The organism is Vibrio sp. 1-1(7), from assembly GCF_013048485.1.
Classification (GTDB): Bacteria; Pseudomonadota; Gammaproteobacteria; order Enterobacterales; family Vibrionaceae; genus Vibrio; species Vibrio fujianensis.
The window spans coordinates 52,036-71,953 of the sequence record NZ_VHSP01000006.1 but is presented as its reverse complement, the minus strand read 5'-3'; the positions used below and the strand labels follow the sequence as shown (position 1 = coordinate 71,953).

General features: G+C 43.2%; 19 protein-coding genes. 15 read left to right on the top strand and 4 right to left on the bottom strand.

All coding sequences use genetic code 11. The features are described 5' to 3' along the window. Positions 1-81: 81 nt before the first annotated feature. The 7 genes from FKN05_RS15265 to tatC all read left to right on the top strand — a co-directional run bounded on the left by FKN05_RS15265 (position 82) and on the right by tatC (position 6,237). The gene (locus tag FKN05_RS15265) at positions 82-1,614 is read left to right on the top strand and encodes a DNA recombination protein RmuC (RefSeq protein ID WP_099610331.1); all 1,533 of its coding nucleotides are present in this window, start codon (positions 82-84) and stop codon (positions 1,612-1,614) included. A gap of 49 nt (positions 1,615-1,663) precedes the next feature. Beyond that, on the top strand, positions 1,664-2,446 hold the full coding sequence (ubiE, locus tag FKN05_RS15260) for a bifunctional demethylmenaquinone methyltransferase/2-methoxy-6-polyprenyl-1,4-benzoquinol methylase UbiE (protein ID WP_099610332.1): 783 nt from the start codon (positions 1,664-1,666) through the stop codon (positions 2,444-2,446). A gap of 9 nt (positions 2,447-2,455) precedes the next feature. Then, the gene (locus FKN05_RS15255; protein ID WP_170887887.1) at positions 2,456-3,061 is read left to right on the top strand and encodes a ubiquinone biosynthesis accessory factor UbiJ; all 606 of its coding nucleotides are present in this window, start codon (positions 2,456-2,458) and stop codon (positions 3,059-3,061) included. Next, complete coding sequence (ubiB, locus tag FKN05_RS15250) at positions 3,058-4,689, top strand: ubiquinone biosynthesis regulatory protein kinase UbiB (protein ID WP_170887885.1); 1,632 nt, start codon at positions 3,058-3,060, stop codon at positions 4,687-4,689. Before FKN05_RS15255 ends, ubiB begins: the two co-directional genes overlap by 4 nt. Before the next feature lie 55 nt (positions 4,690-4,744). After that, entirely contained in the window at positions 4,745-4,987 is a 243-nt protein-coding gene (tatA, locus tag FKN05_RS15245) for a Sec-independent protein translocase subunit TatA (protein ID WP_099610334.1), read from the top strand. A 3-nt stretch (positions 4,988-4,990) separates the two neighbouring features. Next, entirely contained in the window at positions 4,991-5,413 is a 423-nt protein-coding gene (tatB, locus tag FKN05_RS15240) for a Sec-independent protein translocase protein TatB (protein ID WP_099610335.1), read from the top strand. A 74-nt stretch (positions 5,414-5,487) separates the two neighbouring features. After that, the gene (gene tatC, locus FKN05_RS15235; protein ID WP_099610336.1) at positions 5,488-6,237 is read left to right on the top strand and encodes a twin-arginine translocase subunit TatC; all 750 of its coding nucleotides are present in this window, start codon (positions 5,488-5,490) and stop codon (positions 6,235-6,237) included. 92 nt (positions 6,238-6,329) lie between these two features. Here the strand turns inward: tatC and FKN05_RS15230 are convergent, their stop codons facing one another. Then, a complete protein-coding gene (locus FKN05_RS15230; protein WP_170887883.1) occupies positions 6,330-7,091 on the bottom strand; it encodes a TatD family hydrolase in 762 nt (253 codons plus the stop codon). A gap of 196 nt (positions 7,092-7,287) precedes the next feature. On the opposite strand from FKN05_RS15230, the gene hemB reads away from it, so the two are divergent. From hemB to spfP, 3 genes are all read left to right on the top strand, one after another. After that, positions 7,288-8,331 (top strand): porphobilinogen synthase, encoded by a 1,044-nt coding sequence (gene hemB, locus FKN05_RS15225; RefSeq protein WP_161427257.1) that lies wholly within the window; start codon positions 7,288-7,290, stop codon positions 8,329-8,331. Between the two features lie 807 nt (positions 8,332-9,138). Then, on the top strand, positions 9,139-11,928 hold the full coding sequence (gene polA, locus FKN05_RS15220; protein ID WP_170887881.1) for a DNA polymerase I: 2,790 nt from the start codon (positions 9,139-9,141) through the stop codon (positions 11,926-11,928). 195 nt (positions 11,929-12,123) lie between these two features. Continuing rightward, entirely contained in the window at positions 12,124-12,171 is a 48-nt protein-coding gene (spfP, locus tag FKN05_RS16945) for a small protein SpfP (RefSeq protein ID WP_438356636.1), read from the top strand. 417 nt (positions 12,172-12,588) lie between these two features. Here spfP and yihA read toward each other — a convergent pair whose 3' ends face one another. Beyond that, positions 12,589-13,248: a ribosome biogenesis GTP-binding protein YihA/YsxC gene (yihA, locus tag FKN05_RS15215; protein WP_099610340.1), complete on the bottom strand. Its 660-nt coding sequence runs from the start codon at positions 13,246-13,248 to the stop codon at positions 12,589-12,591. A 142-nt stretch (positions 13,249-13,390) separates the two neighbouring features. Here yihA and FKN05_RS15210 point away from each other — a divergent pair, with 142 nt between their 5' ends. The 5 genes from FKN05_RS15210 to hemN all read left to right on the top strand — a co-directional run bounded on the left by FKN05_RS15210 (position 13,391) and on the right by hemN (position 17,435). Next, on the top strand, positions 13,391-14,008 hold the full coding sequence (locus FKN05_RS15210) for a c-type cytochrome (protein ID WP_099610341.1): 618 nt from the start codon (positions 13,391-13,393) through the stop codon (positions 14,006-14,008). A gap of 206 nt (positions 14,009-14,214) precedes the next feature. Beyond that, entirely contained in the window at positions 14,215-14,853 is a 639-nt protein-coding gene (locus FKN05_RS15205) for a class I SAM-dependent methyltransferase (protein WP_161427562.1), read from the top strand. Further along, positions 14,853-15,410, top strand: coding sequence for a Der GTPase-activating protein YihI (gene yihI, locus FKN05_RS15200; RefSeq protein WP_161427561.1), 558 nt, complete (start codon positions 14,853-14,855; stop codon positions 15,408-15,410). The genes FKN05_RS15205 and yihI overlap by 1 nt, the downstream gene beginning before the upstream one ends. 9 nt (positions 15,411-15,419) lie before the next feature. Then, positions 15,420-15,908, top strand: coding sequence for a DUF2489 domain-containing protein (locus tag FKN05_RS15195; protein WP_099610344.1), 489 nt, complete (start codon positions 15,420-15,422; stop codon positions 15,906-15,908). 138 nt (positions 15,909-16,046) lie between these two features. Next, the gene (gene hemN, locus FKN05_RS15190) at positions 16,047-17,435 is read left to right on the top strand and encodes an oxygen-independent coproporphyrinogen III oxidase (RefSeq protein ID WP_099610345.1); all 1,389 of its coding nucleotides are present in this window, start codon (positions 16,047-16,049) and stop codon (positions 17,433-17,435) included. 51 nt (positions 17,436-17,486) lie between these two features. Here the strand turns inward: hemN and FKN05_RS15185 are convergent, their stop codons facing one another. Beyond that, complete coding sequence (locus tag FKN05_RS15185; RefSeq protein WP_099610346.1) at positions 17,487-18,704, bottom strand: heme biosynthesis protein HemY; 1,218 nt, start codon at positions 18,702-18,704, stop codon at positions 17,487-17,489. After that, the gene (locus FKN05_RS15180) at positions 18,701-19,918 is read right to left on the bottom strand and encodes a uroporphyrinogen-III C-methyltransferase (RefSeq protein WP_170887879.1); all 1,218 of its coding nucleotides are present in this window, start codon (positions 19,916-19,918) and stop codon (positions 18,701-18,703) included. Before FKN05_RS15180 ends, FKN05_RS15185 begins: the two co-directional genes overlap by 4 nt.

Below are 19,918 nucleotides of genomic sequence, written 5' to 3'. Positions count from 1 at the left end.
TCATTGCTTTGAATAACTGGACATTTATCCAGTATAAACATACTCTTTTTAGTTATGATTATTAGCAACGAATCTTTGACTATGCAATGGATGATTGAACACTCCTCCCTTCTTATGGGCATGTTAGCCGCCGCTGGAGTTTCTGGTGTCACGATAGCGGGCTGGATGAAGCAAAAAATGCGGCTACAGGTTGAATTACTCCAGCAGCAATTAACCAGTGAAACGCATTGGCATGCCCAACAAACCGCACAATTACAACACTCATTGCAGCAAGCCCAACAAGAGCTGGATGAGCTAGACCAACAACGAGATAAAGCCGAATTCGAATTAAAACAAGCGCATGGCAAAGTGATGGCGGTGATGGAAAAGTTGCGCTATTTCGAAGCCATTAAGCAAGAGCGTCAGCAGTATGCTGAGCAACTCAACCAGATGCGTGATTTGAAAACGCAACTTGAAGTGCAACTGCATGAGCAGCAGGCAAGACATGAGCAACAGCTGGCGGCCAGTCAAGATAAATTACAGTTATTAGAACGGGCAGAAGAGCGATTAAAGCAGCAGTTTGAGCAGCTTGCAAATCAAGTGTTTGAGCATAAAACTGCCAAAGTGGATGTGCAAAACAAACAGAGTTTAGAAGGTTTGCTTTCGCCACTTAAACAGCAGTTGGAAGGCTTTAAAAAACAGGTTAATGATAGTTTTAATCAGGAAGCCAAAGAGCGTCATACCTTAGTTCATGAATTACGTAATTTGCAGCGCTTAAATGAACAGATGGCCAAAGAGGCGCTGAACTTAACTCAAGCGCTGAAAGGGGATAATAAGCAGCAAGGGAACTGGGGAGAAGTCGTGCTTGCGCGAGTATTGGCTGAATCTGGGTTACGTGAAGGGCACGAATATCAAACTCAAGTTAGCTTACAAAATGAAGCGGGTAAACGGTATCAGCCCGATGTGATTGTTCACTTACCTCATGACAAACAGGTAGTGATTGACTCAAAAATGGCCTTGGTCGCTTATGAGCGTTATTTTCATGCAGAAACAGATCAAGAGCGAGACGCAGCTTTACGGGATCATTTACTGGCTTTAAGAAATCATATTAAAGGGTTAGGTCAAAAAGATTACCACCAGCTTAAAGGGTTACAAAGTTTAGACTATGTCTTAATGTTTATCCCCGTTGAACCTGCTTTTCAGGTCGCGATTCAAGCGGATCCCAGTTTAGTTAAAGAGGCGATGGAACAAAATATTATTCTAGTCAGCCCAACCACTTTATTGGTTGCATTACGTACCATTGATAATCTATGGCGTAATGAAAGGCAAAACCAAAATGCCCAAGTGATTGCTGAACGAGCGAGCAAGTTATACGACAAACTACGTTTATTTGTTGAAGATATGCAAGGGCTAGGCGGCGCATTGGATCGTGCGAACCAAAACTATCAATCAGCAATGAATAAATTAGCCACAGGTCGAGGTAATGCGATCCGTCAGGCTGAAAGCTTTAAGCAGTTAGGTGTTGAAGTCAAACGTTCAATCGCCAGTGAATGGATAGAAAAGTCACAGCTTGAGCAGGAGACAGAATTTGCCCCTTTAGTAGAAAGACATCCCGTTGAGGATAAAGTAAACTAAGCGCCAGCAGTTGCAGTTTTTGGTGTATAGCTGCCTAAGAGGAAAGAGAATGACGGATATCAGTGCGCAAGCAAACCTTGTAATAGAAGATCAAGAAACCACCCATTTTGGGTTTACGACCGTTGCTAAGGATGAAAAAGTCACCAAAGTGGCTCAGGTTTTTCATTCAGTGGCTGCGAAATACGACATGATGAACGATTTAATGTCGGGGGGGATTCATCGACTATGGAAGCGATTCACCATTGATTGTGCTGGGGCTCGTCCGGGGCAACGTATTCTTGATTTAGGTGGTGGTACCGGCGATCTCACCGCTAAATTTTCCCGAATAGTTGGTGATAAAGGGCATGTTATCTTAGCGGATATCAATAATTCAATGCTCAATGTTGGACGCGATAAGCTGCGCGATCGAGGCGTGATTGGCAATGTTCATTATGTACAAGCCAATGCAGAAGAACTGCCTTTTCCTGATCACTATTTTGACTGTATTACGATCAGTTTCTGCCTGCGCAATGTCACAGATAAAGATAAAGCCTTACGGTCTATGTTTCGGGTTTTAAAGCCAGGAGGCCGTCTGTTAGTCTTGGAATTTTCCAAACCAGTTTTAGATCCACTATCTAAAATTTATGATGCCTATTCTTTCCACATTTTACCTAAAATGGGGCGATTAATTGCCAATGATGCCGATAGCTACCGCTATTTAGCAGAATCCATTCGTATGCATCCAGATCAAGAAACGCTAAAAGGGATGATGGAAGAGGCAGGATTTGAACAAACCAGTTACTATAATTTAACTGGTGGAATTGTTGCTCTTCATCGTGGTTATAAATTTTAAGGGGCACTTATGCCGATTCAGCCACTGATTACTGCGGTCATGGAAACAGCGCTTAATACCTTTATTCAGGATACTCCCGATTCAGCGCGTCGATTGGCTCGTTTAAAAGGTAAGGTCATTCAGGTGCATATCAAAGAGCTGAATCAGACCTTTACTTTTATTTTTAGCCAACAAATCGATGTGTTAGCGCAGTATGAAGGCCAAGCCGATTGTTTTTTATCCGTACAACTTTCCGTGTTACCTGAATTACGTGAGCAAGCCAACATAACCCAGCTAATTAAACAAGATCGTTTAATTTTACAAGGCGATATGCAACTCGCGCAAAAGTTTGCTCAATTGATTGAACAGAGTCAGCCGGATTTAGAAGAGTGGTTGTCGCGGATGACGGGGGATGTCGTTGCACACACAGTTGTGCAAGGGGCTAAAAATATGGCTCGATTAGCGAATAACTGTCTCGATAAGCAACAACATCGTTGGGCTCAAGTGTTAACCGAAGAGTGGCGTCTTGCTCCTCCGCCGCTAGAAGTCGCTTATTTTTGTGATCAAGTTGATGACGTCAAAAGTCAAGCTGCGCGAGTGGAAGTAAAACTGAATCAGTTACTGGAAAAAGTATGACTCTTGCAGAACTAAAACGTTTATATCGCATCATTAAAGTACAGCTCGAATATGGTTTAGATGAACTACTACCTGAACATCGGTTAACCAAAGCCCCTATTTTAGCTCGTCAATCTCTTTTTTGGATCCGCAACCAACATAGTGATAAACCGCTTGGCGAACGGTTGCGCCTTGCGCTACAAGAGCTTGGGCCGGTGTGGATAAAATTTGGTCAGATGATGTCGACGCGTCGCGATCTCTTTCCTCCTCATATCGCGGATCAATTGGCATTACTGCAAGATAAAGTTGCCCCGTTTGATGGTAAGTTAGCCAAACAGCAGATGGAACAGGCATTGGGTGGGCCACTTGAAACTTGGTTTGATGATTTTGATATTCAACCCTTGGCCTCAGCTTCGATAGCGCAAGTACATACGGCAAAACTGAAGTCGAATGGGCGGGACATTGTATTGAAGGTGATTCGTCCTGACATTCGCCCTGTGATTAATGCAGATATCAAACTCATGTACCGCTTGGCTCGGATCATCGCCAAAGCGACAGAAGAATCTCGTCGTTTAAAGCCTGTGGAAGTGGTGCGTGAATATGAGAAAACCTTGCTCGATGAATTAGACCTTCGTCGTGAAGCGGCAAATGCTATCCAGTTAAGGCGTAATTTTGAGCAGAGTGAAGAACTCTATGTTCCTGAAGTGATTACCGATTTTAGTAATCAAACGGTGATGGTTTCTGAGCGAATATATGGCATTCAAGTTTCAGATTTAGAAACATTACACGCCAACGGAACTAACATGAAATTGCTAGCAGAGCGTGGCGTTAGCGTTTTCTTTACTCAAGTTTTCCGAGACAGTTTTTTCCACGCAGATATGCATCCTGGCAATGTTTTTGTTAACCATCTGCATCCAGAAAATCCACAATGGATTGGATTAGACTGTGGTATCGTTGGCACACTGAATGCGGAGGATAAGCGTTATTTAGCGGAAAACTTTTTAGCTTTTTTTAATCGTGATTACCGTAAAGTCGCTCAATTGCATGTCGATTCTGGCTGGGTCCCGCACGATACAAACATTGATGAGTTTGAAGTGGCGATTCGTATTGTTTGTGAACCGATTTTTGCCAAACCTTTATGTGAAATTTCATTTGGTCATGTGTTGCTCAACCTGTTTAATACCGCAAGGCGATTCGAAATGGAAGTTCAGCCCCAGTTGGTTTTATTACAAAAAACATTATTGTACGTTGAAGGGTTAGGTCGTCAGCTTTACCCCCAATTAGATTTATGGCAAACAGCGAAGCCGTTTTTAGAAAAATGGATGATGCAGCAAGTTGGTCCGCAAGCGGTGATCAATGCGGTAAAAGAAAAAGCACCATTATGGGCTGAAAAATTACCAGAACTCCCAGAGCTTCTCTATGAGAGTTTAAAGCAAGGGAAAAACTTGAACATACGGGTCGAAGAGCTTTATCAAGGCTATCGAGCTTCGAAACGACAACAGTCGACTGGGCAGTTTTTATTTGGTGTTGGCGCAACTTTCATCGTATGCTCAGCACTATTATTTAGCCATTCTCCACCGCTTGCAGCAGGCACCGTTTTTGTTGGAGCGATAAGTTGGTGGTTAAGTTGGCGGGCTTACCGTCGATAAAGCAGATTATTTTTATAATCAATCATTGTGTAACATATAACCCGAGGTAAAAAGCATGGGTGGTATTAGTATTTGGCAACTTCTTATTATTGCCGTGATTGTCGTTTTGTTATTTGGTACGAAAAAACTACGTGGCATCGGCAGTGATCTCGGTAGTGCAGTAAAGGGCTTTAAAAAAGCCATGGCTGAAGATGAAGCAAGTAAGCCAGAGCAAGATGCTGATTTTGAATCAAAAAATTTACAGCAGAAGAAAACTGAGCACTCAAGCGAGTCTCAAAAAGACAAAGAGCAGGCATAAATCGTGTTTGATATCGGTTTTTGGGAACTGATATTAATTTCGGTGGTGGCACTGGTGGTGCTTGGTCCGGAGCGTTTACCTCATGCGATTCGTAGTGTGACTAAATTTATTGCTGCGGCGAAGGGGATGGCCAATAGCGTAAAAGATGAGCTAGCCCATGAGCTTAAAGTTCAAGAGTTGCAAGAACATTTACGTAAAGCTGAGCAACTCGGGATGAAAAACTTATCACCAGAATTGCAAGAATCAGTGGATAAGCTAAAACAGGCAGCACAGGAGGTGCAACGTCCTTACGCTTCAGCGGATAGAGCCTCGGCAAAGACTGGCGCTGGTTCTGATTCATCGGCCAGTGAGGGGGATCAGGCACAGCCGTCGTCACCCCGTTCGGCTCAATCTGCCGAAAAAGTGCCGAAACACCACACCGATTAATTCAGATATTTGTATTTATAAAAGAGTGGTGGCCTGAAACTACCACTCTTTTTTCAACGCTTGTTGAGGTTTCCATGTCATCCGTCGAACAGACTCAGCCGTTAATTAGCCATTTGTTGGAATTGCGCGATCGATTGTTACGCAGTATTGCTGCGGTAATTTTAGTCTTTATCGGTTTAATTTATTTTTCTAATCATATCTATGAATTTGTTTCTCGCCCTTTGGTTGAACGCTTACCCGAAGGGGCAACGATGATTGCGACCGATGTGGCATCTCCTTTTTTTACCCCACTTAAATTGACATTAATTGCCGCGGTGTTTTTGTCTGTGCCTTACATTCTTTATCAGGTATGGGCTTTTGTGGCACCAGGTCTATATAAACATGAACGACGACTCATTTTTCCGTTACTGATGTCTAGCTCTCTGCTGTTTTATTGTGGCGTCGCATTTGCCTATTTTGTGGTGTTTCCGCTGGTGTTTGGCTTTTTTACTGCCATTTCTCTTGGTGGTGTTGAGTTTGCCACTGACATTGCCAGTTATTTAGATTTCGTACTCGCCTTATTTTTAGCCTTTGGTATCGCTTTTGAAGTGCCAGTGGCGATTATTCTCTTGTGCTGGACAGGGGCGACAACGCCCAAAGCGTTAGCCGCCAAACGCCCGTATATTGTGGTTGCTGCATTTGTGGTGGGGATGTTACTTACGCCACCGGATATAATTTCGCAAACCTTGCTGGCTATTCCGATGTGTTTGCTATTTGAGGTTGGGCTATTTTTTGCGCGCTTCTACGGTCAACGAGGACAAGATGAAGAGCAAGAAACGCAATAACAAAGGCGAACAAATCGGCGTGTTGATATTGTTTGGTTTTTTAATCCGGCCAAGTGGGCGTTGCAGGTATGACTACAAATTAACGGGTATGATTACAAATTAAAGAGTTGTTTTGCGTTGTTTGTCGTCACACGATCTACTTCTGATAATTTTATTGAGCGTAATTCGGCAATACGCTCGGCAACCAAGCGGGTGTAAGCGGGTTCGTTGCGCTTTCCTCGATGTGGAACAGGTGCGAGGTAAGGGCAGTCTGTTTCTAGAATCACATAATTGAGATCTAAGTGTGGGATAACCTTATCCATGCCACCATTTTTAAAGGTACTGACGCCACCTAAACCAAGATGAAAACCGAGCGCATTGATCGCTTGTGCTTGCTCTTTCGTTCCGCCAAAGCAATGAAAAACGCCACGCAATTGACCGTTTTGTTCTTGTTTAAGAAGCGTTAACGTTTCTTCAATGGAATCACGAGTATGAATCACCACCGGAAGGTTAAGACTTTTCGCCCAGTTTAATTGAGTAATAAAGGCCATTTCCTGCTCGATCCGATAGGTTTTATCCCAGTAGAGATCGATGCCGATTTCTCCTACCGCAATAAACGCTCGCTGGCTTAACCATCGTTCAATTGTGGCTAAGGTCTGTGTAACCTCTTGATTAACATAACAAGGATGCAACCCCATCATTGAGCGGCATAGCGTGGGGTAGGCATCCTCCGTCGCGAGCATCGGAGCAATTGAATCGAGATCAATATTTGGCATTAGTATCTGCTCAATTCCTTGTTCAAGTGCGCGTTGGATGACTAACTCTCGATCATGATCAAATTCGTTGGCGTAGATATGGGCATGAGTATCAATCATAGAGCCTTCATTTAGTGAGTTAGATTTAAATCAGGCTTGATAGTATACGTGAGCATAAGCAAGAGATCATTTTTGTATTTTCATCGATAGATCCTAGCGCGCAATCATCAGAGTGATATGATCGGGTTAATATTTCCAATAATGCTCGCTATCATGGTTTCTTGTGGGTAAGTGAGCCATCAATAAGGAGAGTCGAGTGTCAGTATCTATTCAAGGTCAGTTTCCTGGGCGTCGTTTACGTCGTGTACGTAAACATGATTTCAGTCGTCGTTTAGTGGCAGAGCATCAGTTGTCGGTCAATGATTTGATTTATCCGATGTTTGTGCTTATGGGAAAAGATCGTCGTGAGCCAGTTGAGTCCATGCCTGGTGTTGAACGCTTTTCCATCGATTTACTGCTCGAAGAAGCGCAATACTTAGCCAAATTGGGTATTCCTGCCATTGCTCTTTTTCCTGTGGTGACACAGGATGCAAAAAGTCTCGACGCCGCAGAAGCTTATAATCCAGATGGCTTGGTGCAGCGAGCGGTGAAAGTCTTGAAAGAGCATGTCCCACAACTGGGAGTGATTACTGATGTAGCATTAGATCCTTTCACCACTCATGGACAAGATGGCATCATAGATGAGATAGGTTATGTCCTCAATGACGAAACGACGGAAGTGTTAGTCAAACAAGCGTTATCACATGCGCAAGCGGGTGCTGATGTTGTCGCGCCATCCGATATGATGGATGGTCGGATTGGCAAAATTCGGCAGGCGTTAGAAGAAGCTGGGTACATTCATACGCAAATTATGGCCTATTCAGCGAAATACGCTTCTTCTTATTATGGACCATTTCGTGATGCCGTTGGTTCGGCTAATAATTTGAAAGCTGGTAACAAGAAAAATTACCAGATGGATCCAGCGAATAGTGACGAAGCTTTGCATGAAGTGGCGATGGACATTAGTGAAGGGGCAGATATGGTAATGGTTAAACCGGGAATGCCCTACTTGGATGTCGTTCGGCGTGTAAAAACCGAGCTGCAAGTGCCAACATTCGCTTACCAAGTTTCTGGCGAATACGCAATGCATAAAGCCGCCATTGATAATGGTTGGTTAAAAGAGCGAGAAACGGTGATGGAATCACTGCTTTGCTTCAAACGTGCTGGTGCTGATGGTATTTTGACTTACTTTGCAAAGCAAGTTGCTGAGTGGATATTAGAAGATCAAGCTCAAGCCGCACAGCATTTACGCGATAAATAATTTTACAATGAAGGACTTAAAGGCGAGTTGTGTGCTCGCTTTTTCGATCATATCGTCGATTTAGCCAGCTCATTTCCCTTGTGATTAGGCTGCTTTTATCCAATTAAATTTGTGATATTGATTGAATTTATCGAGGCCTTTTAACTTAAATGATATTTTTTATCATTTAGAACTTGACTCACCAATGATAATGATTATTATTAACCTTGTCTTAGGGAATAAATAACGTCAACTCATTGATTGCTTTCTGTTCTTGAAGGGGCCTTCAAGTCGCTATTAGCAGTAGAGAGGAAACGCGATTTTGTTCTTTTTGGCACGACATTGCTCACATTGCTTCCAGTGTAATATTTAGCTTTATGGAAAGTTGATCACTGAATTGACTTCACCTTGTATTGCTAGGCGACATCTTCGGGTGTCGCTTTTTTTATGCCTGTTATTCACTACGTTGTTAGTAAAGTGAATGAAAGTTAGCCGATCAATATCGTTTTCTTTGCTATTGATCTTAAACCAAGCAAAAGGATATCGAGTATCTTTTCCACAGAGCATGATCGCAAAAGGATCATTGGTGTTTTTAGTGATCCTGATTAAATTTCTTAAAAAACAAGTTGTTATGTTTTAAGTGTTCTGGGTGTTTGCTTGATATTAACATTGTGGATAAAATGTATGAACAGACTTATCCACAGATTGGTGATTCATTAGACAGAATGAGGCTGTTGTAAGCTGGGCCGATTGGATGAGCTAGCATGGAAACCTAACGGTAGTCGTGGCATCCTAAGCACCTATTGTTGCTGATCGGATAACAAAACTATGGCTCGTATCCCTGATAACCCTCTTATTTTGATTGATGGCTCTTCCTATTTATACCGTGCATTCCATGCCTATCCTGGCACGATGAGTAATGGTGAAATTCCAACCAATGCCATTTATGGGGTCGTAAATATGGTACGAGCCATGATGCGCCAATTTGCGTCTGATCGTATTGCGGTTATTTTTGATGCGAAAGGTAAAACATTCCGCGATCAAATGTATGATCAATATAAGGCCAATCGGCCACCAATGCCGGATGATCTTCGTTGCCAAATTGAACCGCTGCATCAGATTATTCGGGCTATGGGTTTACCTTTGCTTTCTATTGAAGGGGTGGAAGCGGATGATGTGATAGGGACGCTGGCTCATCAGGCATCACAGGCAGGAATGCCGGTACTGATCAGTACCGGTGATAAAGACATGGCCCAATTAGTGAACGATCATGTCACCTTGATTAACACCATGACCAATGTTGTGATGGATCGTGAGGGCGTGATTGATAAATTTGGTATTCCGCCAGAATTGATCATCGATTATCTCGCTTTGATGGGGGATAAAGTGGATAACATTCCTGGTGTTCCGGGCGTAGGTGAAAAAACCGCAACGGCTCTTTTACAAGGCATCGGCGGTTTAAGTGATTTATATGATAACTTAGATAAAATTGCTGAATTAGGCTTTCGTGGTTCGAAAAGCATGGCGAAAAAGTTGGAAGAGCATCGTGATAATGCTCAGCTTTCTTACCAGCTTGCGACAATTAAGCGTGATGTTGAACTGGCTTGCACACCGGAATCGCTATTAAAAGCAACGCCTGATCGTGATACTTTAATTGAGTTATATGGCAAGTTTGCCTTTAAATCTTGGTTAACCGAGTTGTTAGAAGGCGGCAGTGGTGTGGTGGAAGCAATAGAAAGAAAAAGCCCGCTAACAGAAGGTGTACAGCCTGGCGTTGTCAGCAACTCACCCGCAATCAATATTGATCGTAGCCAATACGAAACGATTTTAGATGAGCAACATTTTCATCGTTGGATGGAAAAGCTAAAACAGGCCGAAGTTTTTGCCTTTGATACCGAAACCGATAGTCTTGATTACATGGTGGCTAATTTAGTTGGGCTATCCTTTGCGGTTGCAGAGGGCGAAGCTGCTTATGTGCCTGTCGCGCATGATTATCTGGATGCCCCTCAACAACTCGATCGTGATTGGGTTCTGGCTCAGCTACAACCGCTATTGGAAGATGAACAGCAAGCGAAAGTAGGGCAAAACTTAAAGTATGATGCGAGTGTATTAGCGCGTTATTGTATCACCATGCGTGGTATTGCCCACGACACCATGTTAGCTTCCTATGTTTATAATAGCGTCGGCGGTAAGCATGATATGGATAGCTTAGCGTTACGTTTTTTACAGCACAGCTGCATTTCTTTTGAGCAAGTTGCAGGCAAAGGTAAAAATCAACTCACCTTCAACCAAATAGAATTGGAACAAGCCTCTCCTTATGCAGCAGAAGATGCCGATGTCACTTTGCGGCTGCATCATCGTTTGCAAGCGTTATTAACCGCAGATGAGAAACTCAACACGGTTTATCGTGAGATAGAAGTTCCATTGGTTCCGGTGCTTTCTCGTATGGAACGGACGGGAGTGTTCATCGATGACCAATTGCTCGCTATTCAATCCCAAGAAATTTCGCAACGTTTGGTGGAATTAGAACGTAAAGCGTACGACATTGCAGGGCAAGAGTTTAACTTAAGCTCTCCGAAACAACTGCAAACTATTTTATTTGAACAAATGAAATTACCCGTGGTGAAAAAAACGCCGTCAGGTACGCCTTCGACCAATGAAGAAGTGTTGCAAGAATTAGCGCTTGATTATCCGTTACCAGCGGTGATTCTCGAATATCGTGGCTTAGCGAAACTGAAATCAACCTATACTGATAAACTACCCAAAATGATCAACCCGCGGACAGGGCGAGTTCATACCTCTTATCATCAAGCGGTCACGGCAACCGGGCGTTTATCTTCGACCGATCCAAACTTGCAGAATATTCCGATTCGTAATCATGAAGGGCGTCGTATTCGTCAGGCTTTTATTGCGCCATCGGGGTGGAAAATCATGGCGGTTGACTATTCACAAATTGAATTACGGATTATGGCTCATCTGTCGGGCGACAAAGCTCTGTTAGAGGCGTTCCAACAAGGCAAAGATATCCATGCCGCCACCGCTGCAGAAATACTGGGTATTGGTATTGAGCAAGTGAGTTCTGAGCAACGTCGCCGAGCTAAAGCGGTCAACTTTGGGCTCATTTATGGTATGAGCGCTTTTGGATTAGCAAAACAACTGGGCATTCCTCGCTCTGAAGCTCAACATTATATGGATAAGTACTTTGAGCGTTATCCTGGCGTGATGCAATATATGGAAGAGACTCGTCGTACCGCCGCTGAGCAGGGGTATGTTGAAACCCTCTTTGGCCGTCGTCTTCATCTGCCTGAAATTAAATCTCGTAATGGAATGCGTCGTAAAGCGGCAGAGCGAGCAGCCATTAACGCACCGATGCAGGGCACGGCGGCAGATATCATTAAAAAAGCCATGTTATTGGTGGATCACTGGATCGAAACAGAAGGCCAAGGTCGAGTGAAATTACTAATGCAAGTACACGATGAACTGGTATTTGAAGTCGAAGAGTCAGCTTTATCCGAAATTGAAAGTAAAGTACAAGAATTGATGGAGTCAGCGGCAACGCTTAAGGTACCTTTAGTGGCCGAGACTGGGCATGGAAATAACTGGGATGAGGCGCATTAAGTCTTAAAAAATCCTTTTTATCGCTTGAATCTATGAGCCAGCGCACAAACGTTGGCTTTTTTTTATACATAAAAAAATAAACGCATTTCAAACGCTTATGTTTTTTAACAAAAAATTAATGAAAAAAAACTACAAAAATGGTTTTCATTTCTGACCAATTGTTGTACATTTAATTTCGTAGGGTACAGAGGTAAGATGTTCTATCTTTCAGACCTTTTGTTTCACGTTATTGGATTAGGCTGATTCAGCCGCCCCAGTCACCTTTTGACTGGGGCGTTTTTTATTCGATTCTCTTTCATTTTCCCCGTTATTTTTGCTCACAAACGTTTCGCGTTACTTCGTTAAACACCCGGTTACTGATCACTGTAAAATGAATATAAATATCATTTCTGTAATTAAACATTAATCACATTTCTTGTTTTTTCTAGATAGAAACTAAGTAATTGTTGTTGTGTGTTTTTCGCTAATATTCTGAATTTAATAACAATATGTTATTGGCTATAAAAACATGAGCCAATAAAGTTAATCTGCTGTAGGGTGTTGTAATTTAGACGGGTTTGAGGAATGCTAAAGGCATAATAATAATTACCTCCTATTTCTCTCCCGTTGCCCCACCAGGATGGTGGGGATTTTTATTGGTATGGCAGGAGCTGCTTATCTTTATTCAGCTGCGGGGATTTGGTTATTCTCTGCTTGTTGAGCTTCAAGCTGCTGTAATTGTGGGGCAAACCAAGTGTCTAGTTTTTGGCGCAACGTATCAACTCCAAGACCGTTTAATGAAGAAAAAACATCAACACTGACATCACCGCCAAAGGTCAGAGCTTGCTCTCTAATTTTTAGCAGTTGTGCTTTACGTGCGCCACTTTTGAGCTTATCCGCTTTTGTTAGCAGTACTTGTACCGGAATCGAACATTCCACCGCCCAAATAATCAGTTGTTGATCGAGATCCTTCATCGGATGGCGAATATCCATCAAAACTACGAGCCCTTTTAGACAAGCGCGCTGTTGTAAATACTCTCCCAATGATTGTTGCCACTTTTTCTTCATTTCGAGCGGTACTTGGGCGAATCCATATCCAGGAAGATCTACAATATGGCATCCATCCGTGACTTTAAACAGGTTAATTAACTGAGTTCGACCGGGGGTTTTACTGGTTTTAGCTAGGTTCTTTTGGTTAGTTAACCGATTGAGAGAACTTGATTTTCCAGCATTAGAGCGTCCTGCAAACGCAATTTCGATACCTTCATCTTCTGGAAGATGGCGAATATCTGGGGCGCTGGTAATGAAATGCGTGTTTTGGTAATGAATTTTTACGCTCACGGTTCTGTTAACTCCATCTCGACTTTTTTGTAGTCAATTGATTACTTTTTTGTGAATTTGTGTAAAATAAATGTGCTCGGAACGAGGTTGCTTATTGTACCATGAGTGGTACTGGAAGCTTGATAATTATAAATGGAATGTCATGAAGAAATTAGCGCTAATCTTGAGTATCTTAGCCTGTGGCTCGGTATGGGCACAAGGCAATATTGAGGCTGGTAAAGCGAAATCGGAAACGTGTGTTGCCTGTCACGGTGCCGACGGGAACGGTATAATCACGACCTATCCAAAACTTGCTGGTCAGCATAGGATTTATCTAGAGAAACAGTTGAAGGATCTTAAACTGGGCATCGTCAGTGGGGGAGCTCAAGGGCGATACGATCCAGTGATGAGTGCCATGGCGATGCCTCTAAGTGAGCAAGATATGGCGGATCTTGCTGCCTATTATGCTTCTTTACCTATTTCAGACAATGCAACACCGGAAGACGTGGTTGATAAAGGCAAGGTACTCTATAGTGCTGGTGATCTTTCGCGAGGTTTAACCGCGTGTATTGCGTGCCATGGCCCGCGGGGTAATGGTACGGCGCTTTCTGGTTTCCCAAAAATATCCGGACAACATGCTGATTACATCAAATTGCAGTTAGAAAAGTTTCGTGATGATAGCCGCAATAACGACATGAATGCCATGATGCGTGATGTCGCAAAAAAACTGACCGATGCCGATATTGATGTGCTCTCCAAATACGTTGGTGGTTTACATTGACCTTGAGCCTATTTCATGACTAATTTTCAGGCATTTTATCGCCCTTGCACATGTGTTGCTGGGGCGATGACGCTGTTACTGCTCTGATGATAATTTCATGCTCATGGCTATCTTTTTCCGAAAATTGCTGAAATTTTAACCCTACACTCTCCACTCTCACACGCATTTCTGGTATGTTGCGCATCCCCAAGTTGAGGAACGTTTTTATGCATACTTGTCCCTTGTGCCACAGTCATCATGTTGAGGCTTATTTTGAAGATAAGCACCGCAGCTATGTGCGATGTCAAGTGTGTCACTTGGTGTTTGTTCCACCGGCTCATCGATTGAGTGCGGAGCGTGAAAAAGCGTTCTATGATTTACATGAAAATAATCCTCATGATTTAGGATATCGTCGTTTTTTATCTCGGCTCTGTGAACCGATGTTAGAAAGACTAAATCCTCAATCTGTTGGGTTGGATTTTGGTTGTGGTCCGGGGCCAACATTATCACTTATGTTGGCAGAGGCGGGGCACAGCGTTGCGTTGTATGATCATTTTTTTTATCCAAAGCAAGAGGTGCTTCATACGCGCTATGATTTTATGACTGCCAGCGAAGTGATTGAGCATTTGCATGATCCTCACACTATCTGGCAACAATGGCTGAATTTAGTTAAGCCAGGAGGCTGGATTGGTCTCATGACCAAACTGGTAAAAAACGTGGATGCGTTTGCTGGGTGGCACTACAAAAATGATCTCACCCATGTGAGTTTTTTTAGTCGTGAAACCTTTCAGTTTTTGGCTGAGCGGGATAAGCTCGAACTTGAATTTATCGGTAGTGATGTAATTTTACTGAGGAACCCCCAGTAATGTCTCGAGAAAAGAAAACCAAAACAGGTATTAACGGTGACCTCGTTTTTGCTCGTAAACATAATCGTACGAATGCAGAAATGGAAGGCCGTGAACGTAAGAAACAGAAAAAACGTAAAGGACTAAAAAGTGGTAGTCGCCATTCTGATGGCAGCTCTGCTAGCCAAGGAGCGGGGACTCAAGCGCGAGATCCTCGTTTAGGTAGTAAGAAAAAAATCCCATTGGTGGTGGAAACCAATAAAAAAGCCAGCAAACAGGCTCGCCGTTTGGACGCAGAGCAAGAACTGAAGCAGTTAGAGAACGATGCTCAGCTGAATGTTTTGCTTGATCGCTTGGATAATGGTGAAAAGCTTGGTGCAGGCTTACAAAAGTATGTCGATGAAAAACTGGATCGAATTGAGACCTTAATGACTCAACTTGGCTTATTGGTTGAAGAAACGGAGGAGGAGGTTGAACCGGTGGCAGTACCAACGAAATCAGAGCGACGTAAACCAACCTCAGATGACGATTTACTGGCTCAATTTGAAACCTTGGACCTAGACGACTACAAAGGATAGGGCAAACTCATGAATGGGACTTTACTAGCCGTTATTGGCGCTACGATTATTTTCGCTCTGGCAAGTTATGCTGCTTACTTATTGTGGAAGTTGAGAAGGCAAACTCAACTGCAGCAGCAACACCAGACATTAGCCATAGAAAAACGTAACGCAAATATTTTTGAGAGCGTAAATACGCTCTGTTTGGCTGGTATTCAAGGCCAATGTGATTTGTCTGAAATCGCCATTCGTGTGTACTGCATTATGGATTATGTTCAAGGTGAAGCGCGGGTGGATTTTGAACAAAGCTACCCAGCGATCACCGAGCTGTATCATATTGTCAAAGATATGCCACGCGGAGAAGCTCGGCAGAATATGCTTAAGCAAGAGCGGATGCGACAAAATTTGACTCGGCAAAAAGCAGAAGTTCGTTTAAATGATGCGATTGTTTCCGAGCTTACATTACTCCGACAACATATTCAGCCATTGAATCAGCAAATCCATATTCAAATGCTTTAGCGGCGGTTTGCGCTCAAGAAGAAGTGATCCGGCTAGCAATTTAGAATATTTTATCCGCAAATTGTCTTTTGCCACCCGACCTTATTCGGGTCGTGTGGCAAACTATCGCGTTACAAATTCATCACGGGAAGAGTCACTATGTTGTCGAAAGTCGTACCCAGTCAGCAAATCGTATGGGATCAAGCCATTTTAGACAAGTACAACTATTCAGGGCCTCGTTACACTTCCTATCCGACGGCGGTGGAATTCCATGAAGCCTTTACCATTGCCGAGTATGATATGGCGTGTACCCGTTATCCAGAACGACCGCTTTCGCTGTATATTCATATCCCATTTTGCCATAAGCTTTGTTATTACTGCGGCTGTAATAAAATTATTACTCGTCACTCTCACAAAGCCGATGAGTATCTTGATGTCCTTGAGCATGAAATTCGCCAACGGGCTTCACTATTACAAAATCGTCAAGTTTCTCAATTGCACTTTGGTGGTGGTACACCTACTTTTTTGACGCATAAGCAAATTAGTCGCCTAATGAGTTTGCTACGCGAAGAGTTTCAGTTTCAGGTTGATGCTGAGATTAGCATTGAGGTTGACCCACGCGAAATTGAGCTTTCCATCTTGGATCATCTTTATAGTGAGGGGTTTAATCGGGTTAGTATTGGGGTTCAAGACTTCAATAAAGAAGTACAGCAGTTAGTTAATCGTGAACAAGATGAGCAATTTATTGTTGATTTAGTCGCGCGAGCTAAGCGGCTGGGCTTTCGCTCAACCAACCTAGATTTGATTTATGGCTTACCTAAACAAACAGTATCCAGTTTTCATCAAACATTAACACAAGTGCTACAGATGAAACCGGGGCGGTTATCCGTTTTTAACTATGCTCACATGCCACAGTTGTTTGCTGCACAACGAAAAATCAAGCAAGAAGAATTGCCTGCTGCCGAAGAGAAAATGGCAATTTTACAAGATAGTATTAATACCTTAACCACCGCCGGTTATCAGTTTATTGGTATGGATCATTTTGCGCTACCTGATGATGAATTAGCGATAGCCCAGCGTGAGGGGGTTTTGCATCGAAATTTTCAAGGTTATACCACACAAGGAAATTGTGACTTAGTTGGATTTGGTGTATCGGCGATTTCGATGATTGGGGATGTGTATGCACAGAACCAAAAAGAGCTAAAGCGTTATTACCGCCAAGTTAACGAAATGCGGCACGCATTATGGAAAGGCGTATCTCTTGACCGTGATGACTTGGTGAGAAGAGAAGTTATCAAACAGTTAATTTGCAATTTTAAACTTGATAAAGCCATAATCGAAAAACAGTTTTCGATTCAGTTTGACCATTATTTCCAACTTGATTTATCGTTACTGCAAACCTTTATTGATGATCAATTAGTGGTGGTCGATAACCAATCGATCCAAGTGACGTTACGAGGTCGATTACTGATTCGAAATATCTGTATGTGTTTTGATAAGTATCTCCGTCAGCGTGCGCGTCAGCAACAGTTCTCTCGTGTCATTTAATCTGCGCCATTCCTCCCTAGCTGGCTTCAGCTAGGAAGGCGTAACTTTTATTTATTGCTCATGCAGGATAAGAGAGTGTTGATTATTCTTTTGCTTAGTAAACAGTGATAAAGCCTTCCGTGCTACATCGTGGGCGGCTTGTGGACGATTTTGTTGATCTAAAACTTCAGCTAAATAAGCGTAATCAGATGCGTCAGGGCGAATCGATAACGCTTTTTCCAGATGTTGCTGAGCGTCTTGCCACTGTTGAGAGCGTAACAAAAGCTGACCTAAGGCACTATGCAGATCCGGATTGTTGCTATCTTGACGTAACTGCTGCTGTAGAAAAGCAGTGATTGGGTGATGATCTGGAATATTTAACTGCGGAAGCAGGGCGTATAGCTCAGGTGATGGCTGTTTTTTTAGTCCTTCTTTGATAAGAGTGAATGCTTGATGATCCGCTTTACGCTTCATCAGCTGTTGAGCTAATGTCGCCACCATTGCTGGCTGGTTTTTGAGTTTTTTAGGTAGCCCTGACCAGTACGTTAATAAACCCTCGCTGCCTTTTTCGCTCGCAACCGTCGTGAGTATGCCTTGCTGAGCGGTTAAAGTGAGTTGCTCTGCCTCTGAACGGGTAAGCAATTGTGCTTTGACCAGCTTAGGAAGTAAATCGAGCAGCGGTTGCCATTGTTCGAGCGCGAGATAAACTTGCTTCAGTAGTTTTATAATCATCAGATGGTCAGGATGGTCACGATGTAACTGGGTGAGAGTATCAAGAGCAGCAGACCAGTTTTTTTCGCTCAGTTGTTGCTTAGCTCGAGTTAATTCCACCGCTAAAGCCGCGTCTTTTTGTTGAGCGGCTAAAGCCAGATAATGATCGCGTTGTTTGGTCTTACCCATCCCGTGAGCGGCTTCGGCGGCAATGAGATAACAGAGTTGTGGCATATCATGGTAGTTAGCCCAACGAGTGACTTTACGTTCAGCTTGTTTCCAATCGCCTTCTAATAATTTAACAATGCCTTCATTAGTATAACGTCGTGAATGACGCTGTTTGCGAACACTGAACCAGTTCCAAGTCGTACTACTGGCGCGCAGTAGTTTTTTAATAAGATACTCGAGGAAAAACAACCCAGCGAGGGTGGCTATCATCAAAATAACGAGTGTCGTAACACTCATTTCTAGGGTTTTGTTGGCAATGGAAATCAATACGTACCCTTGTTGACCGGCATACTGAGTTCCTGCAAATAATCCCAACCCCAATACGATAAAGAGAAATAGTAGGCGAATCATTGGGCTTTCTCCTCCGTGGTGATGGATGAGACTGAACGACGTAAGCGTTCTTGAATGATATCCGTAAGCGGTTGTTGACTTGTGAGCGTTTGTGGATAAGTCACGGTAATCGTTTTTTCTGACAGTTGAGCCAGAGTACGATTGAATGCGTTGACCTGATTGTCTTGTAAATTAAAAAAGGTTTCAGACCACTGTTTTGCAGAGATGAGCGAGGTGTGGTAGATCGTGGTCTGCTCGTCGTAGACGGCTTTGATGGCGGTTTCTAATTTTGCTTTTAGGTTTTCGCGTAAATAAAAGTGTTGTTCAGGCGACAATAATGGAACGGCTTGTCCATCTCGAGTGCGGAACGTAATAAAATTATCACTAAATGCTTTAAGTGAGGCCATTAAGTTACTTTGCCAGTCGCCAAGATTGTCTGAAACCGTGACTGGTTCAGTTTGTGTCGCTTCGGGCAGAATTGCATTCGCTAATGGCAGTTGCTCTACCACTTGCTGCAAACTGAGCAGGGTTAAGACTAACCCTTCTTTATCAAGTAAAGGAATCGCTTTGAGGGTCGTAATGTCATGGGCCATCGCTTTACGTAGTGGCGCTAAGCTGGGATCATTGAGCTGCGCAATTCGTTGATCGGCGCTTTCCATCAACAGTGTGGCACTTTCAATATCTTGCTCTAAGAATAATTTACGGCCAGCTAATTTTACTAAATAATCCGCTTCTGCGAGCAGCCAATCGTTAGGGCGGCGTCCTTTAATATCAGCAATGGCTAATTGTAAGCTTTCGATACTTTTGTGTTGCTGGTTGAGTTCTACTTCTGAGCGAGTGGCGATCTCTGTGGCAGCGTTTATGGCGGCATTTTTGATGGTATCTAGTTCAGTGTGTAAGCCCTGGCGTGTTTGATTAAGCTCAGCGCGTAGCGCACTTAATTGGGTTTGATACAAGGCCTGTTGTTGCTGAAAGTGTAAGGTGAGTCCGGCACTAAATAAAATGGTTAACACGATGGCGATGGTGGCTAATTTCGTTCCTCGCTGAGTGGTGGGTTTTATTTCCGTAGGCTGAACGGTTGTGTTCGATTTCGAGTGTGATGATGAAGCGGAAGACGCCATTTTTTTCCGTTCCTTGTGGTTATGTGTGCCCTGAGGTGTGACATCAGAGGAAGCTGAGGCATTGGGTTCTAAATTGTCAGGTTCCTGCTGTGGATTGTTTTTTTTATCTGTCAT

Coding starts and splice junctions, on each gene's coding strand:
- tatC (WP_099610336.1), top strand. CDS start 5,488: ATGTCATCCGTCGAACAGACTCAGCCGTTAATTAGCCATTTGTTGGAA.
- FKN05_RS15265 (WP_099610331.1), top strand. CDS start 82: ATGCAATGGATGATTGAACACTCCTCCCTTCTTATGGGCATGTTAGCC.
- FKN05_RS15195 (WP_099610344.1), top strand. CDS start 15,420: ATGAATGGGACTTTACTAGCCGTTATTGGCGCTACGATTATTTTCGCT.
- FKN05_RS15180 (WP_170887879.1), bottom strand. CDS start 19,918: ATGACAGATAAAAAAAACAATCCACAGCAGGAACCTGACAATTTAGAA.
- ubiB (WP_170887885.1), top strand. CDS start 3,058: ATGACTCTTGCAGAACTAAAACGTTTATATCGCATCATTAAAGTACAG.
- ubiE (WP_099610332.1), top strand. CDS start 1,664: ATGACGGATATCAGTGCGCAAGCAAACCTTGTAATAGAAGATCAAGAA.
- hemN (WP_099610345.1), top strand. CDS start 16,047: ATGTTGTCGAAAGTCGTACCCAGTCAGCAAATCGTATGGGATCAAGCC.
- FKN05_RS15205 (WP_161427562.1), top strand. CDS start 14,215: ATGCATACTTGTCCCTTGTGCCACAGTCATCATGTTGAGGCTTATTTT.
- FKN05_RS15185 (WP_099610346.1), bottom strand. CDS start 18,704: ATGATTCGCCTACTATTTCTCTTTATCGTATTGGGGTTGGGATTATTT.
- FKN05_RS15230 (WP_170887883.1), bottom strand. CDS start 7,091: ATGATTGATACTCATGCCCATATCTACGCCAACGAATTTGATCATGAT.
- polA (WP_170887881.1), top strand. CDS start 9,139: ATGGCTCGTATCCCTGATAACCCTCTTATTTTGATTGATGGCTCTTCC.
- FKN05_RS15255 (WP_170887887.1), top strand. CDS start 2,456: ATGCCGATTCAGCCACTGATTACTGCGGTCATGGAAACAGCGCTTAAT.
- tatA (WP_099610334.1), top strand. CDS start 4,745: ATGGGTGGTATTAGTATTTGGCAACTTCTTATTATTGCCGTGATTGTC.
- FKN05_RS15210 (WP_099610341.1), top strand. CDS start 13,391: ATGAAGAAATTAGCGCTAATCTTGAGTATCTTAGCCTGTGGCTCGGTA.
- yihI (WP_161427561.1), top strand. CDS start 14,853: ATGTCTCGAGAAAAGAAAACCAAAACAGGTATTAACGGTGACCTCGTT.